This is a genomic window from Cronobacter sakazakii (assembly GCF_000982825.1).
GTDB lineage: Bacteria > Pseudomonadota > Gammaproteobacteria > Enterobacterales > Enterobacteriaceae > Cronobacter > Cronobacter sakazakii.
In genome coordinates this window covers 4,342,882-4,368,798 of the sequence record NZ_CP011047.1, presented here as the reverse complement: position 1 = coordinate 4,368,798, position 25,917 = coordinate 4,342,882, and the positions used below count along the sequence as shown (strand labels likewise).

Genomic DNA, 25,917 nt, shown 5'->3' with positions numbered 1-25,917 from the left:
GATGAAAAAAGTATTAGCGCTGGTTGTTGCCGCCACTATGGGTCTGTCCGCTGCTGCGTTCGCGGCTGATAACACTGCTGCACCGGCTCCGGCTGCTGCAGCAACCACTACCACCACTGCTGCACCGGCTAAAGCGCCTGCTGCAAAAACGCATCACAAAAAATCGCATAAAAAAGCGGTAGAGCAGAAAGCTCAGGCTGCGAAAAAGCACCACAAGAAAGCCGCCGCGCAGAAACCGGCTGCTGAGCAGAAAGCCCAGGCTGCTAAAAAGCACCACAAAAAAGCCGCCGCTCAGAAACCGGCTGTAGAGCAGAAAGCTCAGGCTGCTAAAAAGCACCACAAAAAAGCAGTGAAACACGATGCTGCTAAACCGGCTGCCCAGCCTGCTGCATAAGTTTTACGATTCCCCAGTAAATCAAACCCCCGGCTTGCCGGGGGTTTTTTTATGGGTGGCGTGCGGGCTGAATGGCGGGTGCGCTTCGCTTACCCACCCTACGATGAGAATGGTGTTGTTTGTAGGGCGGGTAAGCGAAGCCGCACCCGCCGTTCGGGGTTTCTCGATCTCGTTCAGAAAGAGCGTCGGTATGAGGGAATATATACCAGGGCGGTGAATAGGTTCCGTTCGCCATAAAGTCGCCTTCATATGGGCGCTTTGCTCACGCGAACGTGCAAAGGGAGCTCGCCGCCGCCCCCTTTGCAATCCCGGCTCCCGGCGGAAATCGGCCCTGAGGGGCCGATTTTTTTTAGCCGGAGCAAAACCATCCACCTTACCAACCGATTAACGCCCGGGCGGAAAAAACGGTGGGTGCGCTTCGCTTACCCACCCTACGATTAGCGTAACGTAACGTGATTTGTAGGGCGGGTAAGCGAAGCGCACCCGCCAACAACACCGATTAGGGTGATTCAACCGCCGGCGCAGATGTGCCGATATACCGCTCCCGGCGTGACGCTTTAAGGCGCGTTAAATCCACTAACACCAGTCCGTCCACACAATCATTAAACGCCGGATCGCTGCCAAAATCGATAAACTGCACGCCGCCCGGCTCGCACAACTCTGAATATTGCTTGTAAAGCGGCGGAATACCGCAGCCCAGATTCCCCAGCAGCGACTTCAGCCGCGTTAAATCTTCCTGATAATTTTCGCCGCCAAACTGCGCCAGCGCCTCCGGCAACGACACCGGATAAGGTCGGCGCGAGGCGGCGAGTGGGTGCTGCGCCGGGAACCAGAGCCGGTAAAACGCGACCAGCAGATCCCGCGCGGCAGGCGGCAGGCCGCCGGAGATAGACACCGGCCCGAAGAGATAACGGTATTGCGGGTAGCGCGCCAGATACGCGCCGATGCCCGACCATAAATAATCAAGCCCGCGACGTCCCCAGTATTGCGGCTGGATAAAGCTGCGGCCAAGCTCAATCCCCTGGCTTAAAATATCTTCCATCCGCTCGTCGTAATGAAACAGACTGTAGCTGTAAAGCCCCTGCGGGCCACGCTGCGCCACCTGTTGCGCTGTCGGGATAAACCGGTACGCGCCGACAATCTCCAGCGCCGCGTCGTCCCATAACACCAGATGCCAGTAGTCGTCGTCGTAGGCGTCGGTATCGCGCCGCTTGCCGCTGCCTTCGCCCACGGCGCGAAAGGCGATTTCACGAAGCCGCCCCAGCTCACGCAGCACCGGCGCTTCTTCCATCCCGTTGCGTCGCCACAGATAAATGGTTTTGCCGTCCGGCGTCTCGCCAAGCGTCTCCGCCTGGGCCAGCGCCCGGCGCAGCACGGCCCGGTCTTCCGGGCGCGCGATGCCGCATTCGGTTTTAAAGCAGCCCGGCTGTCCTTTGCCCAGCCGTAAAACATGCTGGCGAAAACGCGCTGCCGCGTCACGCGGATGTGCGTTTGCATCATGCCAGGCGCTCCACGGGATACGCTCGCCAATATTGACTGGCAGCGTCGTGCCGCGCTTGCGAAACATTTCGCGAATAAGCATCAGCATGGCGAGCGGCGGGGCGACCAGCGCCGCGCCGTAAAACGCGAGACTGTTGCGCCCGGCGATATGCACCGGCAGCACCGGCGCGCGGTAGCGGCTTGCGAGCTTCACAAAACCGGCGTTCCAGACGCCGTCCTGGATACCGTCAGGGCCAGGGCGCGACACTTCGCCTGCGGGAAAGAAAATCAGCGCGCCGCCGCGTTCAAGATGCGCCTCCATCTCTTTAATGGCGGTTTTGCTGGTGCGGTTGCCGATGTTATCCACGGCGATAAAGAGCGACGACAGCGGCTCCAGATGGCTCAGCATCCGGTTCGCCACCACGCGCACGTCGCGCCGCACGCGGGAGATGGCGTAGAGCAGTGCCAGCCCGTCGGCGGTGCCGGTCGGGTGGTTGGCGACGACAACCAGCGGCCCGTTATCCGGGATCTGCTCAAGTGAGCGGGCCGGCAGATCGCAGCGAATGTCCAGATGCTCCAGCACCTGCTCGACCATATCGAGCCCTTTGAGATGGCGATGGCGGGCGGCGAACTCCTGAAACTCTTGTTCATAAAGCAGGCGTTTGAGCGTTTTTTTCAGCCACGGGGCGGGGGTTTTCTGGGGGTAAAGATCGTCAAGAACGTTGTCGATGCTGAACACGGTTGTGTCTCCTCGGGAACCGTCTGCGAACAGTGATAGACCCGGAAGATGACGGCCGCATGTCAGGGGCGTGAAGGAACGGTCACAGCGTAGGGGGGAGGAGAAAACGCGGCGGACAGAACGCCCGCCGCGACAGGTCAGAGAATGTTTTTCTCGGCCAGATCGAGTGCGAAGTAGCTGAAGATAAGATCCGCGCCCGCGCGCTTGATAGCGCCGAGGCTTTCCAGGATCACTTTCTCTTCGTCAATCGCGCCCGCCTGGGCGGCGAATTTGATCATCGCGTATTCGCCGCTCACCTGATAAGCGCCAAGCGGCAGGCTGGTGCGCTCGCGCACGTCACGCAGGATGTCGAGATAAGCGCCCGCCGGTTTGACCATCAGCGCATCCGCGCCTTCGGCTTCATCCAGCAGCGATTCGCGGATCGCCTCGCGGCGGTTCATCGGGCTCATCTGATAGGTTTTACGATCGCCTTTCAGCGCGGTGCCCGCGGCTTCGCGGAACGGGCCGTAGAAGGACGATGCGAATTTGGTGGAGTAGGAGAAGATAGCCGTATCCGTGAAGCCCGCGGCGTCGAGCGCCTGACGGATGGCTTTCACCTGGCCGTCCATCGCGGCGGAAGGCGCGATAAAATCGGCACCTGCAGCGGCAGCAACCACTGCCTGACGGCCCAGGTTTACCAGGGTCGCGTCGTTGTCCACGCCATGCTCGCACAGCACGCCGCAGTGGCCGTGGCTGGTATATTCGCAAAAGCAGGTGTCAGACATCACGACCATTTCCGGCACGGCGTCTTTGGCGATACGCGACATACGCGCCACCAGACCGTTTTCATTCCAGGTATCGCTGCCGCACTCGTCGGTGTGGTGCGAAATCCCGAAGGTCATCACGGAGCGGATGCCCGCTTTCGCAATACGCTCAATTTCACGGGCGAGATATCTCTCCGGGATACGCATCACGCCCGGCATGGCGGCGATCGGTTTGTAGTCGTCCAGCTCTTCCTCAACGAAAATCGGCAGTACCAGATCGTTGCGGCTTAACGAGGTTTCTTCAAACATGGCGCGCAGCGAGGCGTTCTGACGCAGGCGGCGCGGGCGGGAACTCAATGAAAAATCGGCCATAATTGCTTCTTATCAGAGAAATGGGACAGGCTTTATTTTAACCCGAAACAGGACTGGATGTTTGACGATTGTGGGCGCTAAATCACGCGCGCCCGCAACGGACAAGGCCAGCCGGGGCGTTTTCACGGCAGACCCTGACGTGGGCATTATGAAACGCGTTCTTTAAGCAGTTCAATAAGGCGCTCCAGCGCGAAGACCGCCGCCTGATCGATAACGGTTTTCGGATCGCCATTGAAATGACGCTTTTCCGCTACGGTTTCCTCGCCCGGCATGCCCCAGCCAAACCACACGGTGCCCGGCGGCGTGCCGTCTTCACCGCCGGATGGACCGGCATAACCACTCACCGCGAGGCTGACATCCTCGCCCGAACGCTCGCGGGCGCCCGCCGCCATCTCATGCACCGTCTGCTCGCTCACGGCGGTATAGAGGCGCAGCGTCTCTTCTTTCACGCCTAACATGCGCTGCTTGGCGTCATTGGTGTAAGTGATAAAACCGCTCGAATAAAAGGCGGTGGTGTCTTCGGTGGCGCACAGGGTGTACGTAATAAGCCCACCGGTACAGGATTCGGCCGTCGCCAGTCGTAGCCCGTGTTGATTCAGCCAGATACCGGCCTGTTTTGCGGCGTGCTGAAGTTTTTCATTCATTAGATTCACTTTCTCCATGCCATTAAGATATTCATATTATAGATGAGTATCGTCAGGGGAAGGGTGAAAGCCCGGGCAACGAAACGGCAGGGGAGTGTTATAACTGAGGGCTATTTTATTTTTAAAGCCAATATTCCAGGAGTGGATATTTAAATAAGCAATATTTTGGCGGTAATCAAAATGAAGGGTTTTTCGTCTGGTAAGGTATAAAGGGATAACGAGAGAGGAACCGGTTTTATTCCTAAATAATAAAAGAGTGCGGATTCGTACAATTGGTAAAGAAGAATTGAACCTTTAATTTTTCAGCGTGCATAATTTTATCGTTAATACATCACGCTTGTATTACGGCAAACCATTTGATGGACCAACTTTGTGACGTCCCTGAGGAGGGATGATAAATGCACTCCTGGAAAAAGAAACTTGTAGTCTCACAATTAGCCGTGGCCTGCACGATGGCTATCGCTTCTCAGGCCTCCGCTGCCACGGATATTTCAGGCAAAAGTTACGACACGTTGGTGATGCTGCCAACTTACTGATTTAGTGTATGATGGTGTTTTTGAGGTGCTCCAGTGGCTTCTGTTTCTATCAGCTGTCCCTCCTGTTCAGCTACTGACGGGGTGGTGCGTAACGGCAAAAGCACCGCCGGACATCAGCGCTATCTCTGCTCTCACTGCCGTAAAACATGGCAACTGCAGTTCACTTACACCGCTTCTCAACCCGGTACGCACCAGAAAATCATTGATATGGCCATGAATGGCGTTGGATGCCGGGCAACCGCCCGCATTATGGGCGTTGGCCTCAACACGATTTTCCGCCATTTAAAAAACTCAGGCCGCAGTCGGTAACCTCGCGCATACAGCCGGGCAGTGACGTCATCGTCTGCGCGGAAATGGACGAACAGTGGGGATACGTCGGGGCTAAATCGCGCCAGCGCTGGCTGTTTTACGCGTATGACAGGCTCCGGAAGACGGTTGTTGCGCACGTATTCGGTGAACGCACTATGGCGACGCTGGGGCGTCTTATGAGCCTGCTGTCACCCTTTGACGTGGTGATATGGATGACGGATGGCTGGCCGCTGTATGAATCCCGCCTGAAGGGAAAGCTGCACGTAATCAGCAAGCGATATACGCAGCGAATTGAGCGGCATAACCTGAATCTGAGGCAGCACCTGGCACGGCTGGGACGGAAGTCGCTGTCGTTCTCAAAATCGGTGGAGCTGCATGACAAAGTCATCGGGCATTATCTGAACATAAAACACTATCAATAAGTTGGAGTCATTACCCGACACGTTTTATTATGACGGCGGTATTATGTATCAGGGCTATGTCGGTTACGATTACGGCTCTGATTATTATAATGGCAATATTTATCCGCAAATTTCCGGCGCGCATGTCGATGGCGTTATTTCCACCTGGTATCTTGATGAGGGCACCAGTAATAATACCAACCCTAACGCGCTGACCATTAAAGACAGCACTATCCACGGGATGATTACCTCACAATGCATGACGGAAAACTGTGATAACCGCACCGGGGATTATCTCTATAACCGTCTCGCATTAACCGTCGATAATTCCACTATCGACGATGACTTCGAGCACTATACCTATTATAACGCCGATGATAAAACGACGGCGTCTATGGATATTTTTGATCTCGGCACGGCAATTACGCTCGACCAGGAAACCGATCTGGTTATTCAAAATAATTCTCATGTTGCGGGTATTACGCTGACGCAGGGATATGAATGGGAAGATAATCAGGATGTGACATCGCCGACTGGCTCAAATAGCGGTGAAATTTTTAATAACAGCATTGTGGTAAAAGATTCTGTGCTGAGCTCCGGCTCATGGACGGATGAAGGCACCAGTGGTTTTTATGGCCACACGGGTAAAGCCAGCGATTACGATAACGCCATTACTGCGGATGATATCGCGCTTGCGGTGATTGCTAATCCGGCTTCTGATAACTCAATGCAGACGACGGCCTCTTTCGACAGATCAACCATTAACGGCGACATCTATTTCGAAAGCTCCTTTGATGAAAACTTTGGCGGGTATGACCGCGTTACGCTGGATCAAGACGGCAACCCGGTCATCACGCACGTTGACGCCTATGATGTGAACGGCGACGGTACGCTGGATTCTAACGGCTGGGATAATACCGACCGCCTGGACGTGACGCTCACCAACGGCAGCAAATGGGTGGGTGCGGCGATTTCTAATGTCGAAGCGACCGCCGAGCTGTATGACTATCAGCCAAACAGCATCTGGCCTGGCTCCACGTATGGCATCGAAAACAGCGATACCGCGTTTAACGAAGCGGGCCACGTGACGGGCAATGAAGTCTATCAGAGCGGTATTTTCAACGTGACGCTGACAAACGGCTCCGAATGGGATACCCGTAAAGTGTCTAATATCGACGCGCTGGTGGTGGATAATCATTCACAGGTTAACGTTGAAAGCTCATCGCTGCTGGCGGATTCCATCACCCTGACCAATGCTTCGACGCTGAACATCGGCGATGATGGCGCGGTGGCGACCGATTCCCTGACGCTGGACAGCGGCAGTCAGGCGACGCTCACGGAAGAAACCGCGTCGCTGTACGCCAACACGCTCACCGTTGCTAACGGCGCGCAGCTCAACCTGGGCCTCGGTCAGGTAGATGCGGATAACGTCGTGCTGACCGACGACGGCGTGCTTAACGTCGCAAGCCGTGACTATGTGCTGGATGCCTCACTGAATAACGCGCGTTACGTCACCAACGATCCGCATCAGAAAGACTATGACGAGGGCGTGATTGCGCTCAACTCAGACGGTCATCTGGCGGTGAACGGCGATGTGGCGGGCAACTATCGCGTGCGTATCGATAACGCCACTGGCGCGGGCTCGATTGCTGATTATAAAGGCAACGAAGTGATACGGGTGTATGACGATAACGACGCGACATCCGCGCGCTTTACCGCCGCCAACAAAGCGGATCTGGGGGCGTACACCTACGAGGCGCAGCAGCAGGGCGATACCGTGGTGTTGAAACAGCGTGAGCTGACCGACTACGCCAACATGGCGCTGAGCATTCCTTCCGCCAATACCAACATCTGGAATCTGGAACAGGATGTGCTGAGCACGCGTCTCGCGCAGGGCCGTCATACGCCAGGGGATAACGGTGGCGCATGGGTGACCTACTTCGGCGGTAACTTCAACGGCGATAACGGCGAGCTGAGTTACAACCAGGATGTCAACGGCCTGATGGTTGGTCTCGATAAACTGGTGGAAGGCAACTACGCCAAATGGATGATCGGCGCGGCAGCGGGCTTTGCGAAAGGGGATATGGACGATCACAGCGGCAGCGTTGATCAGGACAGCCAGTCCGCGCGTCTCTATTCTTCCGCGCAGTTCGCCAACAACGTCTTCCTGGATACCACCCTGAGCTACAGCCATTACAGCAACGATTTGAGCGCAGTGATGAGCAACGGCCAGGCGGTCTCCGGTGATGCGTCCTCCGATGCCTGGGGCTTTGGCCTGAAACTGGGCTATGACTGGCAGTTCAATACGCAGGGTTATCTGACCCCGTACGCCAGCATCTCCGGCCTGTTCCAGGATGGCGACGGCTATCAGCTGAGCAACGATATGCGCGTCAACAGCCAGTCTTACGACAGCCTGCGTTATGAACTGGGCGCAGATCTGGGTTACACCTTCAACTACGGCAACGATCAGTCCTTCACGCCGTATGCCAAACTGGCCTATGTCTATGACGATGCCAGCGGTAACGACGCCGATGTCAACGGCGACAATATCGATAACGGCATGGAAGGCTCCGCAGTACGCGCAGGGCTTGGCGGTAAGTTCAGCTTCACCAAAAACTTCAGCGCCTATGCCGATGCGAACTACCTCGGCGGTGGCGATGTGGACCAGGATTGGGCCGCGAACGTTGGCGTCAAATACACCTGGTAATTTCTGCAGTTAGCGTCAAAAGCTGCCTGTCCCATGTGGACAGGCAGTTCCTCCCCAACACACCTGAAATGGATATCTCGCGTGTTAGATCTGGTAAAACCCCTACATCATCTCGACGCTCTTCAGCGTCATCTGGCCCCGTCAGGAACGCCGTTTGATATTGACGCCCATTGCGAACTCTCGTTTATCAACGAGCAGGGCGAGCAACAGTGCTGGTTTTTTAAGGAAGGGAGCCTCAATGTCTGGCGTGAAGAGAACCATATTCACGTCGATTTAATGACTTCGCCGCTCTATTTAAGCTTTTCTGATGCGGTGATCCCGGAGCCGCTTCGCTATACCCTGATAACGGAAACCCCCTGTCGCGGCTTTCGTATGCCGGTTCGCCGGGCAATTGAAATTATCGAACATCGCCAGCTGTGGAAGTCATTCTGTCACTGGCAGACCTGGCTGATGCGCTGGTTTGAGTGGCGCGACGCGCACTTTATCGGCACGACGACTTATTCGCAGATCCGTTCCACGCTGTTAACGATGGCGGCCTGGAGCCCCGAAGTGCGCGCGCAGGTGGGCGTTATTCACCATATTCAGAACCATACTCATATTTCCCGTTCGGTCATCGCTGAGATACTCGCGGAGTTGCGAAAAGGCAAATACATTGAAATGCAGAAGGGCAAGCTGGTGGCAGTCAACAAACTGCCGCTCAACTACTGAAACATAACGGCGCCGCACAGGCGCCGTTATTGCTTTACAGGGCAGGCGTCTGGAGCGGTTTGTTGCCGCTCAGTTCCGTCACCAGATCGTTTATCCCGTCGCTCATATTAGTAAAGCGCGTCAGCGGCGAGCGGGTCACTACCACGAAAGCGCCAATATTGCTCTGCGGGATCATCGCCATGTAGGTGATAAAGCCGCCGCCGCCCCCGGTTTTCTGAATGATGCCAGGACGCCCCTCTTTCGGTGCCATGTACACCCAGCCGAGCCCCAGCGCGTCCGCTTTACCCGGCACGTCCATGCCGACGACGCGGGTTAACTGCGTACGTTGATAAATCAGCGTCTGCATCCGGTCCGCCTGCGGGCTGCGGCGATGGAAATCGGATGCCAGGAACTGCTGCATCCAGCGCATCATGTCGTCCGGCGTGGAGTAAACGCCGCCGCTGCCGATGGCCGCCAGCGTGTTGTTGCACGGGCTCGCGCCTTTTTCCGCGATCATCAGGCGCTTGCACTGATCCGGCGATGGCGTAAAGGTGGTGTCTTTCATGCCAAGCGGGCGGGTTATCTGCTCTTCAAAGAGTTGGGTATAAGGCTTGCCCGCGGCGTTGGCCAGCGCATCGGCCAGCAGATCGAACGCGAGGTTGGAATAAGACGCCGTGGCGCCAGGTGCCGCTTTTAACGATGCGGTGGAGAGCCACTGCCAGCGCTGCTCGCGCGTGGGCCAGACAAACACCGGGCGTTTCGCCGCGCCGCCGGGCTGCTCGCGAGGCAGGCCGCTCGTATGCGTGGCGAGATTCACCAGTCGAATTGGCTCGCCCTGATAGGTCGGCACGCGCGCACCGGGCGGCGCGTAGCGGCTCAGCGGATCGTTAAGCTTCACCACGCCCTGATCGAGCATTTTCACCAGCATTTCGCTGGTCATCAGTTTGGTGAGCGAGGCGATGCGGATAACCGAGTCGAGCTGCGGGCGCACGTTATTGCCGGGGCGCGTTTCGCCGAAGCTTCGGAACACGCGCTGATTGCCATCAATCACGACAATCGCCATGCCGGTGGCGCCGCTGCCGTAGAAAATATGGTTGGCGTAACGGTCAACGATATCAGAGGCGAAGACCGGGTCAGGCGAGGTTTGCGCGGCCTGAGCCGCAGAAAAAGCTGCGCTTATCAGCAGGGCGCAGGAGAGCAGACAACGTTTCAACGAAGCAATCCATTCAGTGAGCGGGAATAGAGGGTATTTATACTACTGCGCGCGGATCTGCAAAGGCCCGAAAAGCGTGCCAGCCGCCGAAAAAACGTAACGATGCGTAACAGCTCGTTTTTTTGCGCAAAATTTTTCCGGCGGTGCCGCGTGCGTTGCCTGTGATAATCTCCTGCTTTCCCTGAGAAGGAGTGCGTGATGGCTGTACCACGGGTTGTGATGGTAATCGATATGCAGAACGGCGTTTTCGCCACGCCGCGTTTTGACCGCGACGGGCGCGTCGCCCGCATTAACCAACTGATGGCGGGCGCAGAGCAGGTCATCATTATTCAGCACACGGAGCCGGGCGGGCTGGAAGAAGACTCACCAGGGTTTGCGTTTCTGCCGGAGCTCAACGTGCCGCAAAACGCCCTGCGCGTGACCAAAACCGCCTGCGACGCCTTTTACCGCACGCCGCTTGAGGCGCTGCTGCGCGAGCACAATATCAGCGCGTTCGTGGTATGCGGCTGCGCCAGCGACTACTGCGTGGACACCACGATTAAACAGGCGGCGAGCCGCGGGTTTCAGGTGACGGTCGCAGGCGACGCCCATACCACCGCCGATCGCCGCGCGGCTGCCGCCCCGGTGCTTATCGATCACTACAACGACGTGTGGAGCACCCTGACCATACCCGGCAACCCGCTGCGCATCATGAAAACAGACGCGATTCTGGACGCCTGGCAGGCGAACTAAACGGCGCGGTTTTTGTCTCATGACGGCGCGAACAGACAGCGCGCCGTTACACTTTTGGAAACACGCCGGGCGGCGTAGCCGTCGCCTGTCGCGTTACACTCAGTACCCCTGCCGCACGCGCAGGGCACAGGCTATACAGCAACAGCAAAAACAAAAATATTTGCAGGAGCGATTGATGTTTAAATCCTTTTTTCCTCGTCCCGGCGCTTTTTTTCTTTCGGCGCTGATCTGGGCGATGCTGGCCTTCGTCGTCTGGCAAATGAGCGGCGGCTGGCTTGCCGAACGGTTCGGCGTGGCGGGCGAGCTGCCCATCAGCGCGGCCCGTTTCTGGTCGGGCAACTTTATTCTTTTCTATGCCTACTACGCGCTTTGCGTGGGGCTGTTCGCCGCCTTCTGGCGCGTCTATTGCCCGCACCGCTGGCAGCGCTGGTCGGTGCTGGGTTCGGCGCTGCTGATTTTCGTCACCTGGTTTATGGTGGAACTTACGGTCACCATTAACGCCTGGTATGCGCCGTTCTTTGACCTGATCCAGACCGCGCTGGGCGCGCCCAATAAAGTCAAAATCGGCCAGTTTTACAGCGGGCTCATGGTGTTCCTTGGCATTGCGCTTATCTACGTCACCGTGGGCGTGTTGAACTATTTTTTCATCAGCCACTACATCTTCCGCTGGCGTACCGCCATGAACGAATATTACATGGAACACTGGCCGCGGCTTCGTCATATCGAAGGCGCCGCGCAGCGTGTGCAGGAAGACACCATGCGTTTCGCCTCCACGGTTGAAGATATGGGCGTGTCGCTGTTGAAAGCCGTGATGACGCTGATTGCCTTTCTGCCGGTGCTGGTGGCGCTCTCGCCGCACGTGAAAGAACTGCCGGTAGTGGGCGAGGTGCCTTATGGGCTGGTTATCGCCGCGATCGTCTGGGCGCTGATGGGCACCGGTTTGCTGGCGCTGGTCGGCATTAAGCTGCCGGGCCTGGAGTTTCGCAATCAGCGCGTTGAGGCGGCCTATCGTAAAGAGCTGGTCTATGGCGAAGACGATCCGACGCGCGCCGATCCGCAAACGGTGCAGGCGCTGTTCAGCAACGTGCGCTTTAACTATTTCCGGCTCTATTTCCACTACACCTATTTCAACATCGTCCGCATTCTCTACCTCCAGGTGGATGCGATTTTCGGTCTGTTCCTGATGTTCCCGTCCATTGCGGCAGGGTCGATTACGCTTGGGCTGATGACGCAGATAAGCAACGTGTTTGGCGAAGTGCGCGGCGCGTTCCAGTATCTGATTAGCTCCTGGACCACGCTTGTTGAGCTGATGTCTATCTACAAACGTCTGCGCAGCTTTGAGCGTACGCTGAACGATAAACCCGACCTTGAACCCGAAGCGCAGGAAGCGCTGTAAAGACGGTTTGCCGCTGCGTCTTCGGAGCGATCCGCTTTTCGCGGCGGCAAAAACGTGGCAGGGTTAACGCCCTGAACCCAGCCAGACAGGATTATCATGGCCGCCACGTTTGCCTTGCCCACCCGTTTTCGTCTTCTGACGCTTACCGCGCTGCTCACGCTTGCAGGGTGTACCAGCCAGACCACGACCACCGAAAAGGGCGCGAAACCGCTCGACGTGCGCGCCGTGGTGAAGCAAAAAATGCCGGCGAGCGTGAAAGATCGCGACGGCTGGGCGCGCGATATCGCCCGCGCGTTTGAGACGCAGAAGATCCCGGCAACCGAAGAGAACATCTGTTCGGTACTGGCGGTGGCGGAGCAGGAGTCGAATTATCAGGCTGACCCGCAGGTGCCGGGGCTTGGCAAGATAGCCTGGAAGGAGATCGAGCGCCGCGCCGGTAAGCTGCATATTCCCGCCTTTGTGGTGCACACCGCGCTGCTTATCAAATCCCCCAACGGTAAAAGCTACAGCGAGCGGCTTGACAACGTGAAATCCGAGCGCGAACTGAGCGCGATTTTCGATGATTTCATCGGTATGGTGCCGCTCGGGCAGACGCTGTTCGGCAACTTAAACCCGGTGCACACCGGCGGGCCGATGCAGGTCAGCATTGCGTTCGCCGAACAGCACGCGCGCGGCTATCCGTATGACATCGACGGCACGCTGCGCCAGGAAGTCTTTACCCGTCGCGGCGGGCTGTGGTTTGGCATTTATCATCTGCTGAACTATCCGGTGGACTATTCACGTCCGCTCTATCGCTTCGCGGATTTCAACGCGGGCTGGTATGCGAGCCGCAATGCGGCGTTCCAGAATGCCGTCAGTAAGGCGAGTGGCGTGAAGCTGGCGCTGGATGGCGATCTTATTCGCTATGACAGCAGCAAGCCGGGTGCGACCGAAAACGCGGTGCGCAAACTGGCCGGCCAGCTTGATATGAGCGACAGCGAGATCCATCGGGCGCTGGCGAAAGGGGATAGCGAGGATTTCAGCGACAGCGAAATTTATAAGAAGGTCTTTGCGCTCGCGGATAAACGCGCGGGCCGAACGCTGCCACGCGAATTATTGCCTGGCATTCAACTGGAAAGCCCGAAGATCACGCGTCAGCTCACCACGGCGTGGTTTGCGAAGCGTGTGGACGACCGTCGGGCACGCTGTATGAGTAAAGGTTAAAAGCGACGACGTCGCAGGCGGAAGAAAAACGCCATGACCATCGCAAAGACGCAGCCTGCGAGAAACGGCACCAGCGCAAAGATGGTGCCGACAGCCAGCCCCATTTTGATTTGCGGACGGCCGCTCTCCTGCATCTGCATGAGATTATCCAGAACGCCCGGTGCATGTACCACGACATTCAGGAGTTGCGCGCCAACCCAGAAAGAGAGCAGCACAAACAGCGCGTAAGCAATGTTGCCAAGCGCGGTGGATCTTCCTGGTTTCCCGGCGATTATGGGTTTGGGTAACGATATCTCAGCCATACAGACCTCCGGGGTTTTACCTTCGTACTGACGTAACGCCAGGGTGCTACAGGGGGAAGTTTGGCAGGAGATTTTATTTGTCAATATCGGATTCGTGGTAATTTGGCGGGCAGATTACTCCTGAATGTCAAAATTATGTCGATTCTCACATTTCTGTAACTGCGTTAATAATTGGTTAACATTCAGACTTTTCTTGCCTGATAACGGGCAATCACCGCTGCGCTTGCGGAAGTTTACTGGCGCTTTTAAACGTCTTTACGCGTAACCGTAATGCGCGTCACACCGCGCGACGCGGGCCACAGACAGCCATGACGCGATGTGCGAAGATGGTTTTTTTGACGCTTTCGGAGCAACCATGCAACTCTCTGCCAAAATTCGCCGTGACTGGCACTATTACGCGGTCGCACTGGGCCTGATTTTTATTATGAATGGCGTGATTGGTCTGCTGGGATTTGAGGCGAAAGGGTGGCAAACCTATGCGGTGGGGCTGGTGACGTGGATTATCTGCTTCTGGATTGCGGGTTTTATCATCCGCCGTCGCCCGGAAGAATCGAACGCGGCGGAAGAGTAACGCTTACGGCTTAGCCGGTGATGGAGCTTTTCAGCGCCGCATCGGCCTGGTGGCGCTCCAGCGCCAGTTCAATCAGGCGGGTAATCAATTCCTGGTAACCCATGCCGCTCGCCTGCCACAGCTTCGGATACATGCTGATATTGGTAAAGCCTGGCAGGGTGTTGATCTCATTGATGATCACTTCGTTGTCCGGCGTCAGGAATACGTCAACACGCGCGAGCCCGGCGCACTCCAGCGCCTGAAACGCGCGGATCGCGATAGCACGGATCTTCTCATTCACGTCAGGCGCGATATCCGCAGGCACCACCACGCGGGCGGCCTGATCGTCGATGTACTTGGTGTCGTAAGAGTAAAACTCGCTGCTCACCACGATTTCGCCGCAGGTGCTCGCTTGCGGTGAATCGTTGCCGAGCACCGCGCACTCGATCTCACGGCCTTTGATGCCGGTTTCCACCACCACTTTATGGTCGAATTCAAATGCCAGCGCGACGGCGGCGTGATACTGCGCCTCGTCATTCACTTTACTGACGCCGACGGAAGAGCCCTGGTTCGCGGGCTTCACGAACAGCGGCAGGCCGAGCTGCGCTTTTACGTCTTCAAAAGAGATGCGCTGGCGGTTGGCGCGGGTCAGCGTGATAAACGGCGCGACCGCAAGACCGGCATCGCGCAGCAGACGTTTGGCGACGTCTTTATCCATGCTCACCGCCGAGCCGAGCACGCCGGAGCCGACAAACGGAATGTTCGCCATGCGCAGCATGCCCTGCAGCGAGCCGTCTTCGCCGAGCGTGCCGTGAACAATCGGGAAAATCACATCCAGCTGCGGCAGCGCCTGGCGGTTGTCTGATTCGATGAGTTGCTGCTCGCTGAGCCCTGGGATCAGCGCGACATTTTTCTCGGAGCGGTGCAGGGCGATGCGCGCCGGATCTTCCGCGTTCAGCAGATAACGGGACGCGTCGTTCACATGCCACTGGCCCTGTTTATCAATGCCCAGCAGCACGACGTCGAATTTTTCTTTATCAATCGCATCGACGATATTCTTCGCCGACTGAAGCGACACCTCGTGCTCCGCTGATTTTCCGCCAAACACAATGCCCACGCGCAGTTTTGCCATTTTTACAACCCATCCTTAAAGCAGACGAAAGTCCACAACATAGCACGCCCGGCAGGCGGATTCATGTGGTTCGTGGCGGGCAACGGCGTCGTGCGGCGCACAGCGGTTATACTTTGATTTTGTGTCTGGTTTGCTGGCGGTGGCATGGCGAAAAAAGGGATAGCGATGGTGACAACCCTGGCGTTAACGGCGCTCGCAGGCGTCTGGCTTTATGACTCTCTGCCGGCCTGGTATAACCCGTTCGCGCCGCTCTCGCCGCTTGACCCGCCGACGATGGTGACGCGCTACAAACTGCGCCAGATGGCGAATAATCCGCAGGCGTGCCTGGCGCTGCTCGATGAAGCCCGTAAGCGGGACATGATCCAGTACCGCGTCCAGACGCCCACCCAGGGCGACTGCCCGCTGGCGGCCCCCGTGCGGGTGCTACGCTTCGGCGAGGTTAAACTCAGCAGTTCGTTTCTCGCCAGCTGCCCGCTGGCGCTCAGCAGCGCCATGTATGTGCAGCAGCAGGCGAAACCGATTAGCGCGTCGATGATGGGCAGCCCGCTGGTGCGCATCGATCACTATGGCAGTTACGCCTGCCGCAATATTTATCACCGCGCCAATGCGCGCTTAAGCGAGCACGCGACGGCGGACGCGCTGGACGTCAGCGCGTTTCGCTTCGCCAACGGCCAGCAGATAAGCGTGCTGAAAGGCTGGAAGGAGAGCGGCACGCGCGGCGAGACGCTGCGCGCGCTGTTTGGTCAGAGCTGTCTTTACTTTGGCAATGCGCTCGGGCCGGACTACAACGCCGCTCACGCCAACCATTTTCACTTAGGGATGCGCGGTTTTGGCATTTGCCGCTAAGGAGAATCGTCGGCGCAGGGCGCGCTTTGGTGTGATAAATGCCACAAATGATTTTATATTAATAATAAGCGTCCAAAATATTACAGGCCGCACGCTTATGCACTAACACCGCGGCATATCCTGATACCCTGAGACATCATTGACTTAGACATAGCGCGCGTATGGAATCCTGGAAGGTTAATCTTATCTCCGTCTGGTTTGGCTGCTTTTTCACGGGCCTGGCTATCAGCCAAATCCTTCCGTTTCTGCCGCTTTATGTCGCTGAACTCGGCGTGCAGTCGCACGAGGCGCTGTCGCTCTGGTCGGGGCTTACCTTCAGCGTCACTTTCCTGGTTTCCGCTATCGTCTCGCCGCTCTGGGGCAGCCTTGCCGACCGCAAAGGCCGCAAGCTGATGCTGCTACGCGCCTCACTCGGTATGGCGGTGGCGATTTTATTGCAGGCGTTTGCCACCAGCGTCTGGCAGCTTTTCGCGCTGCGCGCGCTGATGGGGCTGACCTCCGGCTATATTCCTAACGCGATGGCGCTGGTCGCCTCGCAGGTGCCGCGCGATCGCAGCGGCTGGGCGCTCAGTACGCTATCTACCGCGCAGATAAGCGGCGTGATCCTGGGGCCGCTGATGGGCGGTTTTCTCGCCGACAGCGTCGGGCTACGCCCGGTGTTTCTGATCACCGCGCTGCTGCTGATGATAAGTTTCGCGGTTACGCTGTTTCTGATCAAAGAGGGCGTGCGGCCCGCGCTTGCCAGAGGCGAACAGCTGAGCGGCAAAGCGGTGTTCGCAAGCCTGCCAGCGCCGTGGCTGGTGCTGAGCCTGTTTATCACGACGATGGTTATCCAGCTCTCCAACGGTTCCATCAGCCCGATTCTGGCGCTGTTTATTAAGGAACTGACGCCCGACAGCAGCAATATCGCGTTTTTAAGCGGCATGATCGCGGCGGTGCCGGGCGTGTCGGCGTTGCTGAGCGCGCCACGCCTTGGGCGCCTGGGCGATCGCATTGGCACCGCGCGGGTGTTGATGGCGACGCTCATTCTGGCGGTGGTGCTGTTTTTCGCGATGTCGTTTGTCACCTCGCCGATGCAGCTCGCGGTGCTGCGCTTTTTGCTCGGTTTCGCCGATGGCGCGATGTTCCCGGCGGTGCAGACGCTGCTGGTGAAATACTCCTCGGATAACGTCACCGGGCGTATCTTTGGCTATAACCAGTCGTTTATGTATCTCGGTAACGTGCTGGGGCCGCTGATGGGGGCCGGGATCTCCGCCGCGGCGGGCTATCGCTGGGTATTTATCGCCACGGCGCTGGTACTGTTAATTAACGTCTGGCAATTCGGTACGGCATTAAGGAAAAACGCACGCCGTTAATAATAACGTGGCTGTTATCAGCGTCATTAACTCCTGTTATCGCGGCGGCCAGAGATTATTCTCTGGGCCGCCGCTTTATTTTGCTGGTAAAACGTTTCGCTGACGGCGATTTTTTGTCGCGCCGCACAAATCCGCGATGACAGAAAAAAAAGCGCGGGCGAGCACTAGGCAACCTCAAAAGGGAATGATAACGTCGTGGCAACAACTTCACGGGAAGACAGTTATGAAAAATCTTATAGCTGAACTACTGGTCAAGCTTGCTGAAAAGGAAGAAGAATCCAAAGAGTTAGTGGCCCAGGTCGAGGCGCTGGAAATCGTCGTGACCGCGTTACTGCGTCATCTGGATCCCAATACCCAGCAGACGCTGATTGCCAGTGTGGAAGGGGCGCTCGAAGGCGTTCAGCCTGAAAGCAACGTGCCGCAACGTGACACCGAATTGCTTCAGCAATACGTAAAGAAGCTGCTGCGGCACCCCAGAACCTGAGCGTATAACGGGCGCGCCGCGTTATTATTCTGTTATCTGATAGTGTAATACTGACGCTCTGTCTTATCCGCAGGCACTTTTTTCGGCACCGTTGACGTTTTAGTGCCGGAATAAACGCAATGCCTGCGGATATTCCTGTTTTTATTCTTCCGTCGCTACACCAGCCCGCAGATAATACGTTTTGCCTGGCCTCATTCGAGCGTAATACTTTTTTATTATTTCATCGTTACGTTATTCCCGCCTTTTTTAACGCAGAGTACGAATATATTCTCCTGAGTATGCTAAGCGTATTTTTGAGTCAGTTCCGCGCTGCCTGAAATAACGCGCTACGCTTTTTCCTCTCCCGCGCCCTGAGCCTGCACGATTTACCTGCCTGACACCGGTGATACAGACAGAAAGCTCTCTGATTGTCCATGAGATAAACGGTGGACAAAACGCCTGCTGTTCAAATTTTATCGTGTTATGTCACATTTATTCCCGTCATGCGGGGTTATCGCGCGAGGTGAAGCGATTTTTCGGTTTTATAACCTGCATCACAAAACGGACTGCCACAGCAAATTTATCCATATCTTCGCCGTTTCCCGCCTGACGGTTTACCGGCGTTACCACTACCGTTATGGCAATGGCCGATTGCCTTTAACGGGAGAGAAAAGATGTCCTCGGTAAGTGAAGTCACGCCTGCTGTCAGCGCTCAGGAACGCAAAGCGCGTCGCATGAATCTGTTTGTTTCGGTTTCCGCCGCCGTCGCGGGTTTACTCTTTGGCCTCGATATCGGCGTCATCGCCGGGGCGCTGCCCTTTATCACCGATCACTTCAGCTTAAGCAGCCGCGCCCAGGAGTGGGTGGTGAGCAGCATGATGCTCGGTGCCGCGCTGGGTGCGCTGTTTAACGGCTGGCTCTCGTCGCGGCTTGGGCGTAAATACAGCCTTCTGGCGGGCGCGGCGCTGTTTATTATCGGGTCACTCGGATCGGCGTTCGCCCATTCGCTGGAAATATTGCTGGCCGCCCGCGTGATCTTAGGCGTGGCGGTCGGGATCGCCTCCTACACCGCGCCGCTCTATCTCTCAGAGATGGCTTCTGAGAAAGTGCGCGGCAAAATGATAAGCCTTTATCAATTGATGGTGACGCTCGGCATTCTGCTGGCGTTTCTTTCCGATACCGCGCTGAGCTACAGCGGCAACTGGCGCGCCATGCTCGGCGTACTGGCGCTGCCCGCCGTCATTCTGCTGGTGATGGTGGTGTTTTTACCCAACAGCCCGCGCTGGCTTGCGGCCAAAGGCATGAACATCGAGGCAGAACGCGTGCTGCGCATGCTGCGTGATACCTCGGAAAAAGCGCGTGAGGAGCTCAATGAAATCCGTGAAAGCCTGAAGGTGAAGCAGGGCGGCTGGGCGCTTTTTACCGCCAACCGCAACGTGCGCCGCGCCGTGTTTCTCGGCATGCTACTCCAGGCGATGCAGCAGTTCACCGGCATGAACATCATCATGTATTACGCGCCGAAAATCTTCCAGATGGCGGGGTTCGCCAGCACCGAAGAGCAGATGATCGCAACGGTCGTGGTGGGGCTGACCTTTATGCTCGCCACCTTTATCGCGGTGTTTACGGTGGATAAAGCGGGCCGCAAACCGGCGCTGAAAATCGGCTTTAGCGTCATGGCGCTTGGCACGCTGGTGCTCGGCTACTGCCTGATGAAAGTCGATCACGGCCAGATCTCCACCGGCATCTCCTGGCTTTCCGTTGGTATGACCATGATGTGTATCGCGGGTTACGCCATGAGCGCCGCGCCGGTGGTCTGGATCCTGTGCTCGGAAATCCAGCCGCTGAAATGCCGCGATTTCGGCGTCACCTGTTCGACCACCACCAACTGGGTGTCGAATATGATTATCGGCGCGACATTCCTGACGCTTATCGACCATATCGGCGCGGCGGGCACCTTCTGGCTCTATACCGCGCTGAATCTGGTGTTTGTCGGCGTGACGTTCTGGCTTATCCCGGAGACCAAAAACGTGACGCTGGAGCATATCGAAAAGAACCTGATGGCGGGCAAAAAGCTGCGCGATATCGGGCAGTGAAACAAATAAAAAGGGCTACCGACGTAGCCCTTTCTTTTTAGCCCTTGCTGAGCTTTTCCGATTTGGCCATACACTGGGCCATCGCTTCAATCACCGCCGCGCGCATGCCGCGCTCCTCCAGCACCCGCACCGCTTCGATGGTGGTGCCGCCCGGCGAGCAGACCATATCTTTCAGCTCGCCCGGGTGTTTGCCGGTTTCCAGCACCATTTTGGCCGAGCCCATCACCGCCTGGGCGGCGAATTTATACGCCTGCGCGCGCGGCATACCGCCGAGCACGGCGGCATCGGCCATCGCTTCGATAAACATAAAGACATACGCAGGGGCCGAGCCGCTGACGCCCACCACCGGGTGAATCAGATATTCCGCCACCACTTCCGCCTCGCCGAAGCTTCGGAACATCGCGAGCACATCCCGGATATCTTCCTCGCTGACCAGCGCGTTCGGCGTGATGGAGGTCATCCCGGCCTGCACCAGCGACGGTGTGTTCGGCATGGTGCGGATAATTTTACGATCGTGCCCCAGCACGGTTGCCAGCTGATCCAGCGTGATCCCGGCGGCGATGGAAACCACCAGCGAGTCTTTATTCAGGCTGGAGGCGATATCGCTCATGACTTTCAGCATGATGTTAGGCTTCACCGCGCCAAAGACGATATCCGTCGCCTGGGCCACTTCCTGCGCGCTGGAGGCGGTATTCACGCCAAACTCCTGCTTCAGCGCCTGTTGGCTCTCTTCTGATGGCGTATAGACCCAGACGTTTTCCGCCCGCGCCTGGCCGCTGGTCAGCAGGCCGCTGAGAATGGCCTTGCCCATATTGCCGCAACCGATAAAGCCTGTTTTCTTTTCCACAGCATCTCTCCGTTTTATCGCGTCCAGATTCACATGGGCTATAGCTTAACGCGCTTTCCGGCAATCCGTTAAGGCTTCGGCTACGCTTATCCTGAAACCGGGAGGTGGGGAATGGACAAAATCGTTTCTGACGAAAGCGCCAGCCGCGACGTGCCGGTGCGTGAGCATATGCATGCCCAGCGCATTGAGTGGCGTATTCAGCAGGGCGGCAACTGGCTGCTGTTTGCAATCGTGTTGATTGCGCTACTGGGCGGTTTTTCCGATGGCTGGCTGAGCGAAACCTCAGCGACCAATCCGGAAAAAAGCCTGACGGTGGAGTATCAGCGTTTTCTGCGCGCCGAGAGCGATGAGCCTTTCGCGCTGCGCATTCAGGGGCCGAAAAATCAGCCGGTGACAGTCGCGTTCGGTGGCGATTTCCCCGATCGCTTCGTGCTGCAAACGCTCCAGCCACAGCCGGTAGTGACCCATACCGGGCAGCATTCACTGACGCTCACTTTTGCGCCGACGCCGGATGGCGCTCACGCCGTCTGGATAGTGACGCAGCCGCAGTCGGCAGGGCGCGTTACCTCTACCGTGACGCTTGAAGGCGCATCGCCGGTCCATCTGAATCAGTGGGTTTATCCGTAGGAGAACATCATGGATAGCGTATTGCGCGCCGCAGGCATGTATTTTTTGTTGCTGGTGGTGCTGAAAATCGCCGGTCGCCGCACGTTGCTGGAGATGAACTCGTTTGATTTCGTGCTGCTGTTAATCATCAGTGAAGCCACCCAGCAGGCGCTGCTCGGTAACGACTTCTCGTTTACCGGTGCGGCGATCACCATCATTACGCTGATTGTGCTCGATATTCTGCTGAGCTATGTGAAAAACGCGTTTCCGCGACTCGATCTGCTGCTCGACGGCTCGCCGCTCATCCTGGTGGAAAATGGCCGCCTGCTGACGGCGCGCATGAAAAAAGCGGGGATCTCGCGGGAGGATATTTTAAGCTCGGCCCGCACCAGCCAGGGGATCGAGCGGCTGGAAGAGATAAAATTCGCCATCCTTGAGAAAAATGGCAAAATCTCCATTATTCCCGCCGACAATCAGGAGTCGTAATGCCAGTCTGGGTGGATGCCGATGCGTGTCCGAAAGTGATTAAAGAAGTGCTGTTCCGCGCCGCCGAGCGTACCGAGACGCCGGTGATTCTGGTGGCGAACCAGCCGCTGCGCGTGCCGCCGTCAAAGTTCATCCGCGCCCGCCAGGTGCCTGCCGGTTTTGACGTGGCGGATAACGAAATTGTGCGCTGCTGCGAGCCAGGCGATCTGGTGGTGACGGCGGATATTCCGCTGGCGGCGGAAGTGATAGCCAAAGGCGCGGTGGCGCTGAACCCGCGCGGCGAGCGCTACAGCGAGGCCACCATTCGTGAGCGCCTGACGATGCGCGATTTTATGGATACGCTGCGCGCCAGCGGCATCCAGACCGGCGGCCCGGATGCCTTAAGCCAGCGCGACCGTCAGCAATTCGCCGCTGAACTCGATAAGTGGCTCAGCGGCAAAAAGCGTCAGTCTTAAACCCAGTTATCGTCATCACCACCGAAATCGTCGCCGCCAAAGTCATCGCCCGCGAAATCGTTATTCCAGTCTTCATCGCTGCTGGCAGGCACGTAGTCGTTGCCGTTGTCCTGCTGCAGCCCGGCGTCCTGGTTCAGGAACTGGCTGTCATCCGCCTGGTTGTAATCTTCAACGGCGTTGACCGGGCTGTTATCCGCCGGTTGCGCGGGTTCGTTAATGATATTGACGATCTCCTCCGGCTGATGGTGGCTGAACATGCTGGTCAGCATATTGCCGAGCACCACGCCGCCCGCCACGCCAGCGGCGGTCTGCAAGGCACCCGCCATAAAGCCGCCGCCGCGTGGGGCGTTATTGTAATACTGGGGGGCTGCCTGCTGCGGGGCGTAGCCTGCCTGCGGTGCGCTCTGGTACTGCTGCGCGCCGGGGATGGGATCGGAGCCGCGCGGCGTGGCCTGCGGGCGCGGGGCTTCCGGCTCGCTCTTGTTGCCGCCAAAGAGGCCAGCCAGGAAACCGCCGCTGCTCTGCTGGCGGCTCGCCGACTGCTTAAGCTGCGCCACTTCCGCTTCGAGCGCCTGAATACGGCCATTGAGCTGTTTCATGGCCGCTTCCTGGATAAGAATGGTTTGCGCCATGTAATAGGCGGCACCCGGCTGGTTGCGCATATGCTGCTCAATCCAGCGCTCAGCGTCCGCGTCGCGCGGCGCGCTGTTTTCACCGGCGGCTTTGAGTCGGTCAAAAAGCCCGTCAATCAGACGTTGCTCTTCAGATTGCATGATTCATCCCTCTGTCATTGAACGCGTCAATAGTTAAGTCTGGAGAAAAATCGGCGCTTGTAAATATCCGGCGCGTAAAGGAAATAAGAAATATGTAACCGGGTGCGGCGGACAGCGGGGTTGTGTTCAGTGGGCTCTTTCAAGTATGGTGGGCGCGCCTGACGACTGCCCGTCAGTGGTATCGTGGCTTTACACCCTTAAAACGAAAGAAGGGTTGTCCTGCGCGGAATGTCGCTGTGTCCGGACTCTTTTGTAAGTTTAAATTTACGCCTGTCTTATGTACTAGTTTGTTGTTAAACTCACGGCTTACGGCCTGCTGTCTAACCCTTTCGCCGCAGGCGGAAGGCGAGGTAATCCATCCATGAATCAACCCATTTATTTAATCGGCGCGCGCGGCTGCGGAAAAACCACCACCGGCGAGGCGCTGGCACGCGCGCTGGCGTACGGCTTTGCCGATACCGATCGCTGGCTGCGGGAACATACGCAGATGACGGTCGCTGAAGTGGTGGAGAAAGAGGGCTGGCCGGGTTTTCGCGCCCGTGAAAGCGAAGCGTTACAGGCGGTCACCGCGCCCGCAACGGTCGTGGCGACCGGCGGCGGCATGGTGCTGCGTGATGAGAACCGCGAGTTTATGCGCGCGCATGGCGTGGTGATTTATCTCAACGTACCGGTTGAGGTACTGGCGCAGCGGCTTGAAGCCTTCCCAGAGGCGGGGCAGCGCCCGACGCTTACCGGCAAGCCGGTGACGGAAGAAATCGCTGATGTGCTGGCGGTGCGCGATGCGCTCTATCGCGAGTGCGCTCACCATGTGATTGACGCCGCCGACGCGCCCGCGGTTATCGTCTCTCGCATTATTGACGCACTGCAGGTTGCCCACGCCAGCTAACTGACGGGATTGTCTATACTTAACGCTTCTGACCGATAAACAAGGAAGCGCTATGCCGACCAGACCCCCTTATCCGCGCGAAGCGCGCGTGGTTCCCGTTGAAAAAGGCGTGCCGGGCAAAACCGTCACCAGTTATCAGCTCCGTGCCGATCACCCCGAGCCGGATTCGCTCATTAGTGAACACCCTACCGAGCAGGAAGCGCTGGACGCCAAGCGCCGTTACGAAGACCCGGACAAATCCTGACCCCGACCAGCGGAAAGCGCGCGCGTTACGCTGCGCTTTCCGCCACTCCGAAAATGAGTCGTTACCGCTTTGCATCACACCTTTCATCCAAACCTAATGTTAACGATACGTTATGATTATTGTTAAGCGGCAGAGGGCTTTTTTCTCCGGATAAGGCCCGGAAGCTGCTACGCTTTGTGATCCATCTTTCGCTTGCGCTCAAGTTCCGGGTGAAAGGTGTCGTTAACTGTTTGAGAAGCTGTAAACCAAGGCGATAAAAATGCGTGCGACTCTGGCCATACTTACCATCGGCGTAGTGCCCGTCAGTGAGATCCTCCCGCTGTTAACCGAACATATCGATGAACAGCACATCACCCATATCAGCCTGATGGGGAAACTGTCGCGCGCCGAGGCGATGGATGATTATGGCGCGTCGGGCCATGAAGAGACGATAATCACCATGCTCGCCGACGGTGAAAAAGCGACGGTATCGAAAGCCAAAACCGAAAGGGCGCTGCAAAGCGTGATTGAAGTGCTCGATAACCAGGGTTATGACGTCATTTTACTGATGAGTACGCAGCGTTTTTCGGGGCTTCGCGCGCGCAACGCGATACTGCTGGAGCCCGAACGCATTATTCCGCCGCTGGTCGCTTCCATTGTCGACGGGCACCAGGTAGGCGTGATTGTGCCGATCCCGGAGCTTATGGATATCCAGGCGCAGAAATGGCAGGTGCTGGAAAACCCGCCGCTGTACGCGCTGGCGAACCCGTTTTACGGTACAGAAGATGAGCTGGTTGGTGCCGGGCGCGATCTGCTCGCGCGTGGCGCGGATGTATTGCTGCTCGACTGCCTCGGCTTTCATCAAAAACACCGCGATCTGCTGCAAAAAGCGCTGGATGTGCCGGTATTACTCAGTAATGTCCTGGTGGCGCGTCTCGCTTCCGAACTGCTTATCTGAGCCGTTGTCACAATTTGCGTGACAGCGCTCCGGCTGGCCCTCTATATTGTTTTTCCAACCATTTTTTCAGTAAGGGCCTGCTTATGCTTCAGAGTAACGAATACTTTTCCGGTAAAGTGAAATCTATCGGCTTCACCAGCAGCAGCACGGGCCGCGCAAGCGTCGGCGTGATGGCGGAAGGGGAGTACACCTTTAGCACGGCCCAGCCGGAAGAGATGACGGTGGTCAGCGGCGCGCTGCATGTGCTGCTGCCGGGCGAAACCGAATGGAAAACGTATGAAGCGGGGCAGGTGTTTCATGTGACTGGGCACAGCGAGTTTCATCTGCAGGTGGCCGAACCGACATCCTATCTCTGCCGCTACCTGTAAGCGCGCCGCCCCGGGCGGG

Annotated in this window: 26 protein-coding genes and 2 pseudogenes; 20 read left to right on the top strand and 8 right to left on the bottom strand. The window is 57.3% G+C overall.

Features of this window, described 5'->3' with window-relative positions; all coding sequences use genetic code 11:
- Position 1: 1 nt before the first annotated feature.
- Positions 2 to 394, top strand: coding sequence for an acid resistance repetitive basic protein Asr (gene asr, locus CSK29544_RS23470; protein WP_007865075.1), 393 nt, complete (start codon positions 2 to 4; stop codon positions 392 to 394).
- A 499-nt stretch (positions 395 to 893) separates the two neighbouring features.
- On the opposite strand, the gene olsF is transcribed toward asr, so the two are convergent.
- The 3 genes from olsF to CSK29544_RS20680 all read right to left on the bottom strand — a co-directional run bounded on the left by olsF (position 894) and on the right by CSK29544_RS20680 (position 4,371).
- Positions 894 to 2,612 carry a bifunctional ornithine lipid synthase OlsF gene (olsF, locus tag CSK29544_RS20690; RefSeq protein WP_029039066.1) on the bottom strand — a complete coding sequence of 573 codons (1,719 nt, stop codon included), beginning with the start codon at positions 2,610 to 2,612 and terminating at the stop codon, positions 894 to 896.
- A 137-nt stretch (positions 2,613 to 2,749) separates the two neighbouring features.
- Positions 2,750 to 3,727 (bottom strand): porphobilinogen synthase, encoded by a 978-nt coding sequence (gene hemB, locus CSK29544_RS20685; protein ID WP_004386863.1) that lies wholly within the window; start codon positions 3,725 to 3,727, stop codon positions 2,750 to 2,752.
- A gap of 146 nt (positions 3,728 to 3,873) precedes the next feature.
- Positions 3,874 to 4,371 (bottom strand): CinA family protein, encoded by a 498-nt coding sequence (locus CSK29544_RS20680; RefSeq protein ID WP_004386862.1) that lies wholly within the window; start codon positions 4,369 to 4,371, stop codon positions 3,874 to 3,876.
- Positions 4,372 to 4,769: 398 nt separating this feature from the next.
- Here CSK29544_RS20680 and CSK29544_RS25270 point away from each other — a divergent pair.
- The 4 genes and pseudogenes from CSK29544_RS25270 to CSK29544_RS20665 all read left to right on the top strand — a co-directional run.
- Positions 4,770 to 4,883: pseudogene (locus CSK29544_RS25270) on the top strand (autotransporter YaiT-related protein); the annotation flags it as partial.
- Positions 4,884 to 4,940: 57 nt separating this feature from the next.
- Positions 4,941 to 5,638 (top strand): IS1-like element IS1B family transposase gene (locus tag CSK29544_RS20675; RefSeq protein WP_095033700.1). Its coding sequence is split into 2 segments (ribosomal slippage): positions 4,941 to 5,190 and positions 5,190 to 5,638, totalling 699 coding nucleotides; the frame shifts between segments, so codons are not numbered across the junction.
- Positions 5,639 to 5,654: 16 nt separating this feature from the next.
- Positions 5,655 to 8,324 (top strand): annotated as a pseudogene (locus CSK29544_RS20670) (autotransporter YaiT-related protein); the annotation flags it as partial.
- An 81-nt stretch (positions 8,325 to 8,405) separates the two neighbouring features.
- Positions 8,406 to 9,032: a helix-turn-helix domain-containing protein gene (locus CSK29544_RS20665; RefSeq protein ID WP_004386860.1), complete on the top strand. Its 627-nt coding sequence runs from the start codon at positions 8,406 to 8,408 to the stop codon at positions 9,030 to 9,032.
- A gap of 34 nt (positions 9,033 to 9,066) precedes the next feature.
- Here the strand turns inward: CSK29544_RS20665 and ampH are convergent, their stop codons facing one another.
- On the bottom strand, positions 9,067 to 10,224 hold the full coding sequence (gene ampH, locus CSK29544_RS20660; RefSeq protein ID WP_007902326.1) for a D-alanyl-D-alanine-carboxypeptidase/endopeptidase AmpH: 1,158 nt from the start codon (positions 10,222 to 10,224) through the stop codon (positions 9,067 to 9,069).
- A 198-nt stretch (positions 10,225 to 10,422) separates the two neighbouring features.
- Here ampH and CSK29544_RS20655 point away from each other — a divergent pair, with 198 nt between their 5' ends.
- The 3 genes from CSK29544_RS20655 (at position 10,423) to CSK29544_RS20645 (ending at position 13,555) form a co-directional block, all read left to right on the top strand.
- Positions 10,423 to 10,956, top strand: a complete 534-nt coding sequence (locus CSK29544_RS20655; RefSeq protein ID WP_007902319.1) for an isochorismatase family protein — start codon at positions 10,423 to 10,425, stop codon at positions 10,954 to 10,956.
- 175 nt (positions 10,957 to 11,131) lie between these two features.
- Complete coding sequence (gene sbmA, locus CSK29544_RS20650; RefSeq protein ID WP_014729460.1) at positions 11,132 to 12,352, top strand: peptide antibiotic transporter SbmA; 1,221 nt, start codon at positions 11,132 to 11,134, stop codon at positions 12,350 to 12,352.
- Between the two features lie 96 nt (positions 12,353 to 12,448).
- Entirely contained in the window at positions 12,449 to 13,555 is a 1,107-nt protein-coding gene (locus tag CSK29544_RS20645; protein ID WP_029039067.1) for a DUF1615 domain-containing protein, read from the top strand.
- Here the strand turns inward: CSK29544_RS20645 and CSK29544_RS20640 are convergent.
- Positions 13,552 to 13,857 carry a DUF2755 family protein gene (locus CSK29544_RS20640; RefSeq protein WP_007902302.1) on the bottom strand — a complete coding sequence of 102 codons (306 nt, stop codon included), beginning with the start codon at positions 13,855 to 13,857 and terminating at the stop codon, positions 13,552 to 13,554. The genes CSK29544_RS20645 and CSK29544_RS20640 overlap by 4 nt on opposite strands.
- Positions 13,858 to 14,212: 355 nt before the next feature.
- Here CSK29544_RS20640 and CSK29544_RS20635 point away from each other — a divergent pair, with 355 nt between their 5' ends.
- Positions 14,213 to 14,428, top strand: a complete 216-nt coding sequence (locus tag CSK29544_RS20635; protein WP_029039068.1) for a DUF2754 family protein — start codon at positions 14,213 to 14,215, stop codon at positions 14,426 to 14,428.
- 10 nt (positions 14,429 to 14,438) lie between these two features.
- On the opposite strand, the gene ddlA is transcribed toward CSK29544_RS20635, so the two are convergent.
- Complete coding sequence (gene ddlA / locus CSK29544_RS20630; RefSeq protein ID WP_007902287.1) at positions 14,439 to 15,539, bottom strand: D-alanine--D-alanine ligase; 1,101 nt, start codon at positions 15,537 to 15,539, stop codon at positions 14,439 to 14,441.
- 144 nt (positions 15,540 to 15,683) lie between these two features.
- On the opposite strand from ddlA, the gene CSK29544_RS20625 reads away from it, so the two are divergent.
- The 4 genes from CSK29544_RS20625 (at position 15,684) to CSK29544_RS20610 (ending at position 20,296) form a co-directional block, all read left to right on the top strand.
- A complete protein-coding gene (locus CSK29544_RS20625; RefSeq protein ID WP_004386852.1) occupies positions 15,684 to 16,385 on the top strand; it encodes an extensin-like domain-containing protein in 702 nt (233 codons plus the stop codon).
- A 161-nt stretch (positions 16,386 to 16,546) separates the two neighbouring features.
- Positions 16,547 to 17,740, top strand: coding sequence for a multidrug efflux MFS transporter (locus CSK29544_RS20620; protein WP_004386851.1), 1,194 nt, complete (start codon positions 16,547 to 16,549; stop codon positions 17,738 to 17,740).
- Between the two features lie 223 nt (positions 17,741 to 17,963).
- Entirely contained in the window at positions 17,964 to 18,224 is a 261-nt protein-coding gene (gene iraP, locus CSK29544_RS20615; protein WP_004386850.1) for an anti-adapter protein IraP, read from the top strand.
- Between the two features lie 653 nt (positions 18,225 to 18,877).
- On the top strand, positions 18,878 to 20,296 hold the full coding sequence (locus CSK29544_RS20610; RefSeq protein WP_004386848.1) for a sugar porter family MFS transporter: 1,419 nt from the start codon (positions 18,878 to 18,880) through the stop codon (positions 20,294 to 20,296).
- A 37-nt stretch (positions 20,297 to 20,333) separates the two neighbouring features.
- Here CSK29544_RS20610 and proC read toward each other — a convergent pair whose 3' ends face one another.
- Entirely contained in the window at positions 20,334 to 21,143 is an 810-nt protein-coding gene (gene proC / locus CSK29544_RS20605; protein ID WP_004386847.1) for a pyrroline-5-carboxylate reductase, read from the bottom strand.
- A 111-nt stretch (positions 21,144 to 21,254) separates the two neighbouring features.
- Between proC and CSK29544_RS20600 the strand changes: the two genes are divergently transcribed.
- The 3 genes from CSK29544_RS20600 to CSK29544_RS20590 are packed head-to-tail and all read left to right on the top strand — an operon-like array spanning position 21,255 to position 22,690.
- Complete coding sequence (locus CSK29544_RS20600; protein ID WP_007865122.1) at positions 21,255 to 21,770, top strand: hypothetical protein; 516 nt, start codon at positions 21,255 to 21,257, stop codon at positions 21,768 to 21,770.
- A 9-nt stretch (positions 21,771 to 21,779) separates the two neighbouring features.
- Positions 21,780 to 22,235: a DUF421 domain-containing protein gene (locus tag CSK29544_RS20595; protein WP_004386845.1), complete on the top strand. Its 456-nt coding sequence runs from the start codon at positions 21,780 to 21,782 to the stop codon at positions 22,233 to 22,235.
- Entirely contained in the window at positions 22,235 to 22,690 is a 456-nt protein-coding gene (locus CSK29544_RS20590) for a YaiI/YqxD family protein (protein ID WP_007865124.1), read from the top strand. The genes CSK29544_RS20595 and CSK29544_RS20590 overlap by 1 nt, the downstream gene beginning before the upstream one ends.
- Here the strand turns inward: CSK29544_RS20590 and CSK29544_RS20585 are convergent.
- Positions 22,687 to 23,463 carry a DUF2076 domain-containing protein gene (locus CSK29544_RS20585; protein WP_029039069.1) on the bottom strand — a complete coding sequence of 259 codons (777 nt, stop codon included), beginning with the start codon at positions 23,461 to 23,463 and terminating at the stop codon, positions 22,687 to 22,689. The genes CSK29544_RS20590 and CSK29544_RS20585 overlap by 4 nt on opposite strands.
- 361 nt (positions 23,464 to 23,824) lie before the next feature.
- Between CSK29544_RS20585 and aroL the strand changes: the two genes are divergently transcribed.
- The 4 genes from aroL to ppnP all read left to right on the top strand — a co-directional run bounded on the left by aroL (position 23,825) and on the right by ppnP (position 25,898).
- Positions 23,825 to 24,349 carry a shikimate kinase AroL gene (gene aroL / locus CSK29544_RS20580; RefSeq protein WP_007902263.1) on the top strand — a complete coding sequence of 175 codons (525 nt, stop codon included), beginning with the start codon at positions 23,825 to 23,827 and terminating at the stop codon, positions 24,347 to 24,349.
- A 52-nt stretch (positions 24,350 to 24,401) separates the two neighbouring features.
- The gene (gene yaiA, locus CSK29544_RS20575) at positions 24,402 to 24,593 is read left to right on the top strand and encodes a protein YaiA (RefSeq protein ID WP_004386841.1); all 192 of its coding nucleotides are present in this window, start codon (positions 24,402 to 24,404) and stop codon (positions 24,591 to 24,593) included.
- A gap of 259 nt (positions 24,594 to 24,852) precedes the next feature.
- Positions 24,853 to 25,530, top strand: a complete 678-nt coding sequence (locus CSK29544_RS20570) for an AroM family protein (protein WP_007865143.1) — start codon at positions 24,853 to 24,855, stop codon at positions 25,528 to 25,530.
- 83 nt (positions 25,531 to 25,613) lie between these two features.
- Positions 25,614 to 25,898: a pyrimidine/purine nucleoside phosphorylase gene (ppnP, locus tag CSK29544_RS20565; RefSeq protein ID WP_007902259.1), complete on the top strand. Its 285-nt coding sequence runs from the start codon at positions 25,614 to 25,616 to the stop codon at positions 25,896 to 25,898.
- Positions 25,899 to 25,917: the final 19 nt, after the last annotated feature.

Excerpts from the sequence above, each read along its gene's own strand:
- asr (WP_007865075.1), top strand. The coding sequence starts at position 2 with ATGAAAAAAGTATTAGCGCTGGTTGTTGCCGCCACTATGGGTCTGTCC.
- hemB (WP_004386863.1), bottom strand. The coding sequence starts at position 3,727 with ATGGCCGATTTTTCATTGAGTTCCCGCCCGCGCCGCCTGCGTCAGAAC.
- CSK29544_RS20680 (WP_004386862.1), bottom strand. The coding sequence starts at position 4,371 with ATGAATGAAAAACTTCAGCACGCCGCAAAACAGGCCGGTATCTGGCTG.
- CSK29544_RS20655 (WP_007902319.1), top strand. The coding sequence starts at position 10,423 with ATGGCTGTACCACGGGTTGTGATGGTAATCGATATGCAGAACGGCGTT.
- sbmA (WP_014729460.1), top strand. The coding sequence starts at position 11,132 with ATGTTTAAATCCTTTTTTCCTCGTCCCGGCGCTTTTTTTCTTTCGGCG.
- CSK29544_RS20645 (WP_029039067.1), top strand. The coding sequence starts at position 12,449 with ATGGCCGCCACGTTTGCCTTGCCCACCCGTTTTCGTCTTCTGACGCTT.
- CSK29544_RS20640 (WP_007902302.1), bottom strand. The coding sequence starts at position 13,857 with ATGGCTGAGATATCGTTACCCAAACCCATAATCGCCGGGAAACCAGGA.
- CSK29544_RS20635 (WP_029039068.1), top strand. The coding sequence starts at position 14,213 with ATGCAACTCTCTGCCAAAATTCGCCGTGACTGGCACTATTACGCGGTC.
- ddlA (WP_007902287.1), bottom strand. The coding sequence starts at position 15,539 with ATGGCAAAACTGCGCGTGGGCATTGTGTTTGGCGGAAAATCAGCGGAG.
- CSK29544_RS20625 (WP_004386852.1), top strand. The coding sequence starts at position 15,684 with ATGGCGAAAAAAGGGATAGCGATGGTGACAACCCTGGCGTTAACGGCG.
- CSK29544_RS20620 (WP_004386851.1), top strand. The coding sequence starts at position 16,547 with ATGGAATCCTGGAAGGTTAATCTTATCTCCGTCTGGTTTGGCTGCTTT.
- iraP (WP_004386850.1), top strand. The coding sequence starts at position 17,964 with ATGAAAAATCTTATAGCTGAACTACTGGTCAAGCTTGCTGAAAAGGAA.
- CSK29544_RS20610 (WP_004386848.1), top strand. The coding sequence starts at position 18,878 with ATGTCCTCGGTAAGTGAAGTCACGCCTGCTGTCAGCGCTCAGGAACGC.
- CSK29544_RS20600 (WP_007865122.1), top strand. The coding sequence starts at position 21,255 with ATGGACAAAATCGTTTCTGACGAAAGCGCCAGCCGCGACGTGCCGGTG.
- CSK29544_RS20595 (WP_004386845.1), top strand. The coding sequence starts at position 21,780 with ATGGATAGCGTATTGCGCGCCGCAGGCATGTATTTTTTGTTGCTGGTG.
- CSK29544_RS20590 (WP_007865124.1), top strand. The coding sequence starts at position 22,235 with ATGCCAGTCTGGGTGGATGCCGATGCGTGTCCGAAAGTGATTAAAGAA.
- CSK29544_RS20585 (WP_029039069.1), bottom strand. The coding sequence starts at position 23,463 with ATGCAATCTGAAGAGCAACGTCTGATTGACGGGCTTTTTGACCGACTC.
- aroL (WP_007902263.1), top strand. The coding sequence starts at position 23,825 with ATGAATCAACCCATTTATTTAATCGGCGCGCGCGGCTGCGGAAAAACC.
- yaiA (WP_004386841.1), top strand. The coding sequence starts at position 24,402 with ATGCCGACCAGACCCCCTTATCCGCGCGAAGCGCGCGTGGTTCCCGTT.
- CSK29544_RS20570 (WP_007865143.1), top strand. The coding sequence starts at position 24,853 with ATGCGTGCGACTCTGGCCATACTTACCATCGGCGTAGTGCCCGTCAGT.
- ppnP (WP_007902259.1), top strand. The coding sequence starts at position 25,614 with ATGCTTCAGAGTAACGAATACTTTTCCGGTAAAGTGAAATCTATCGGC.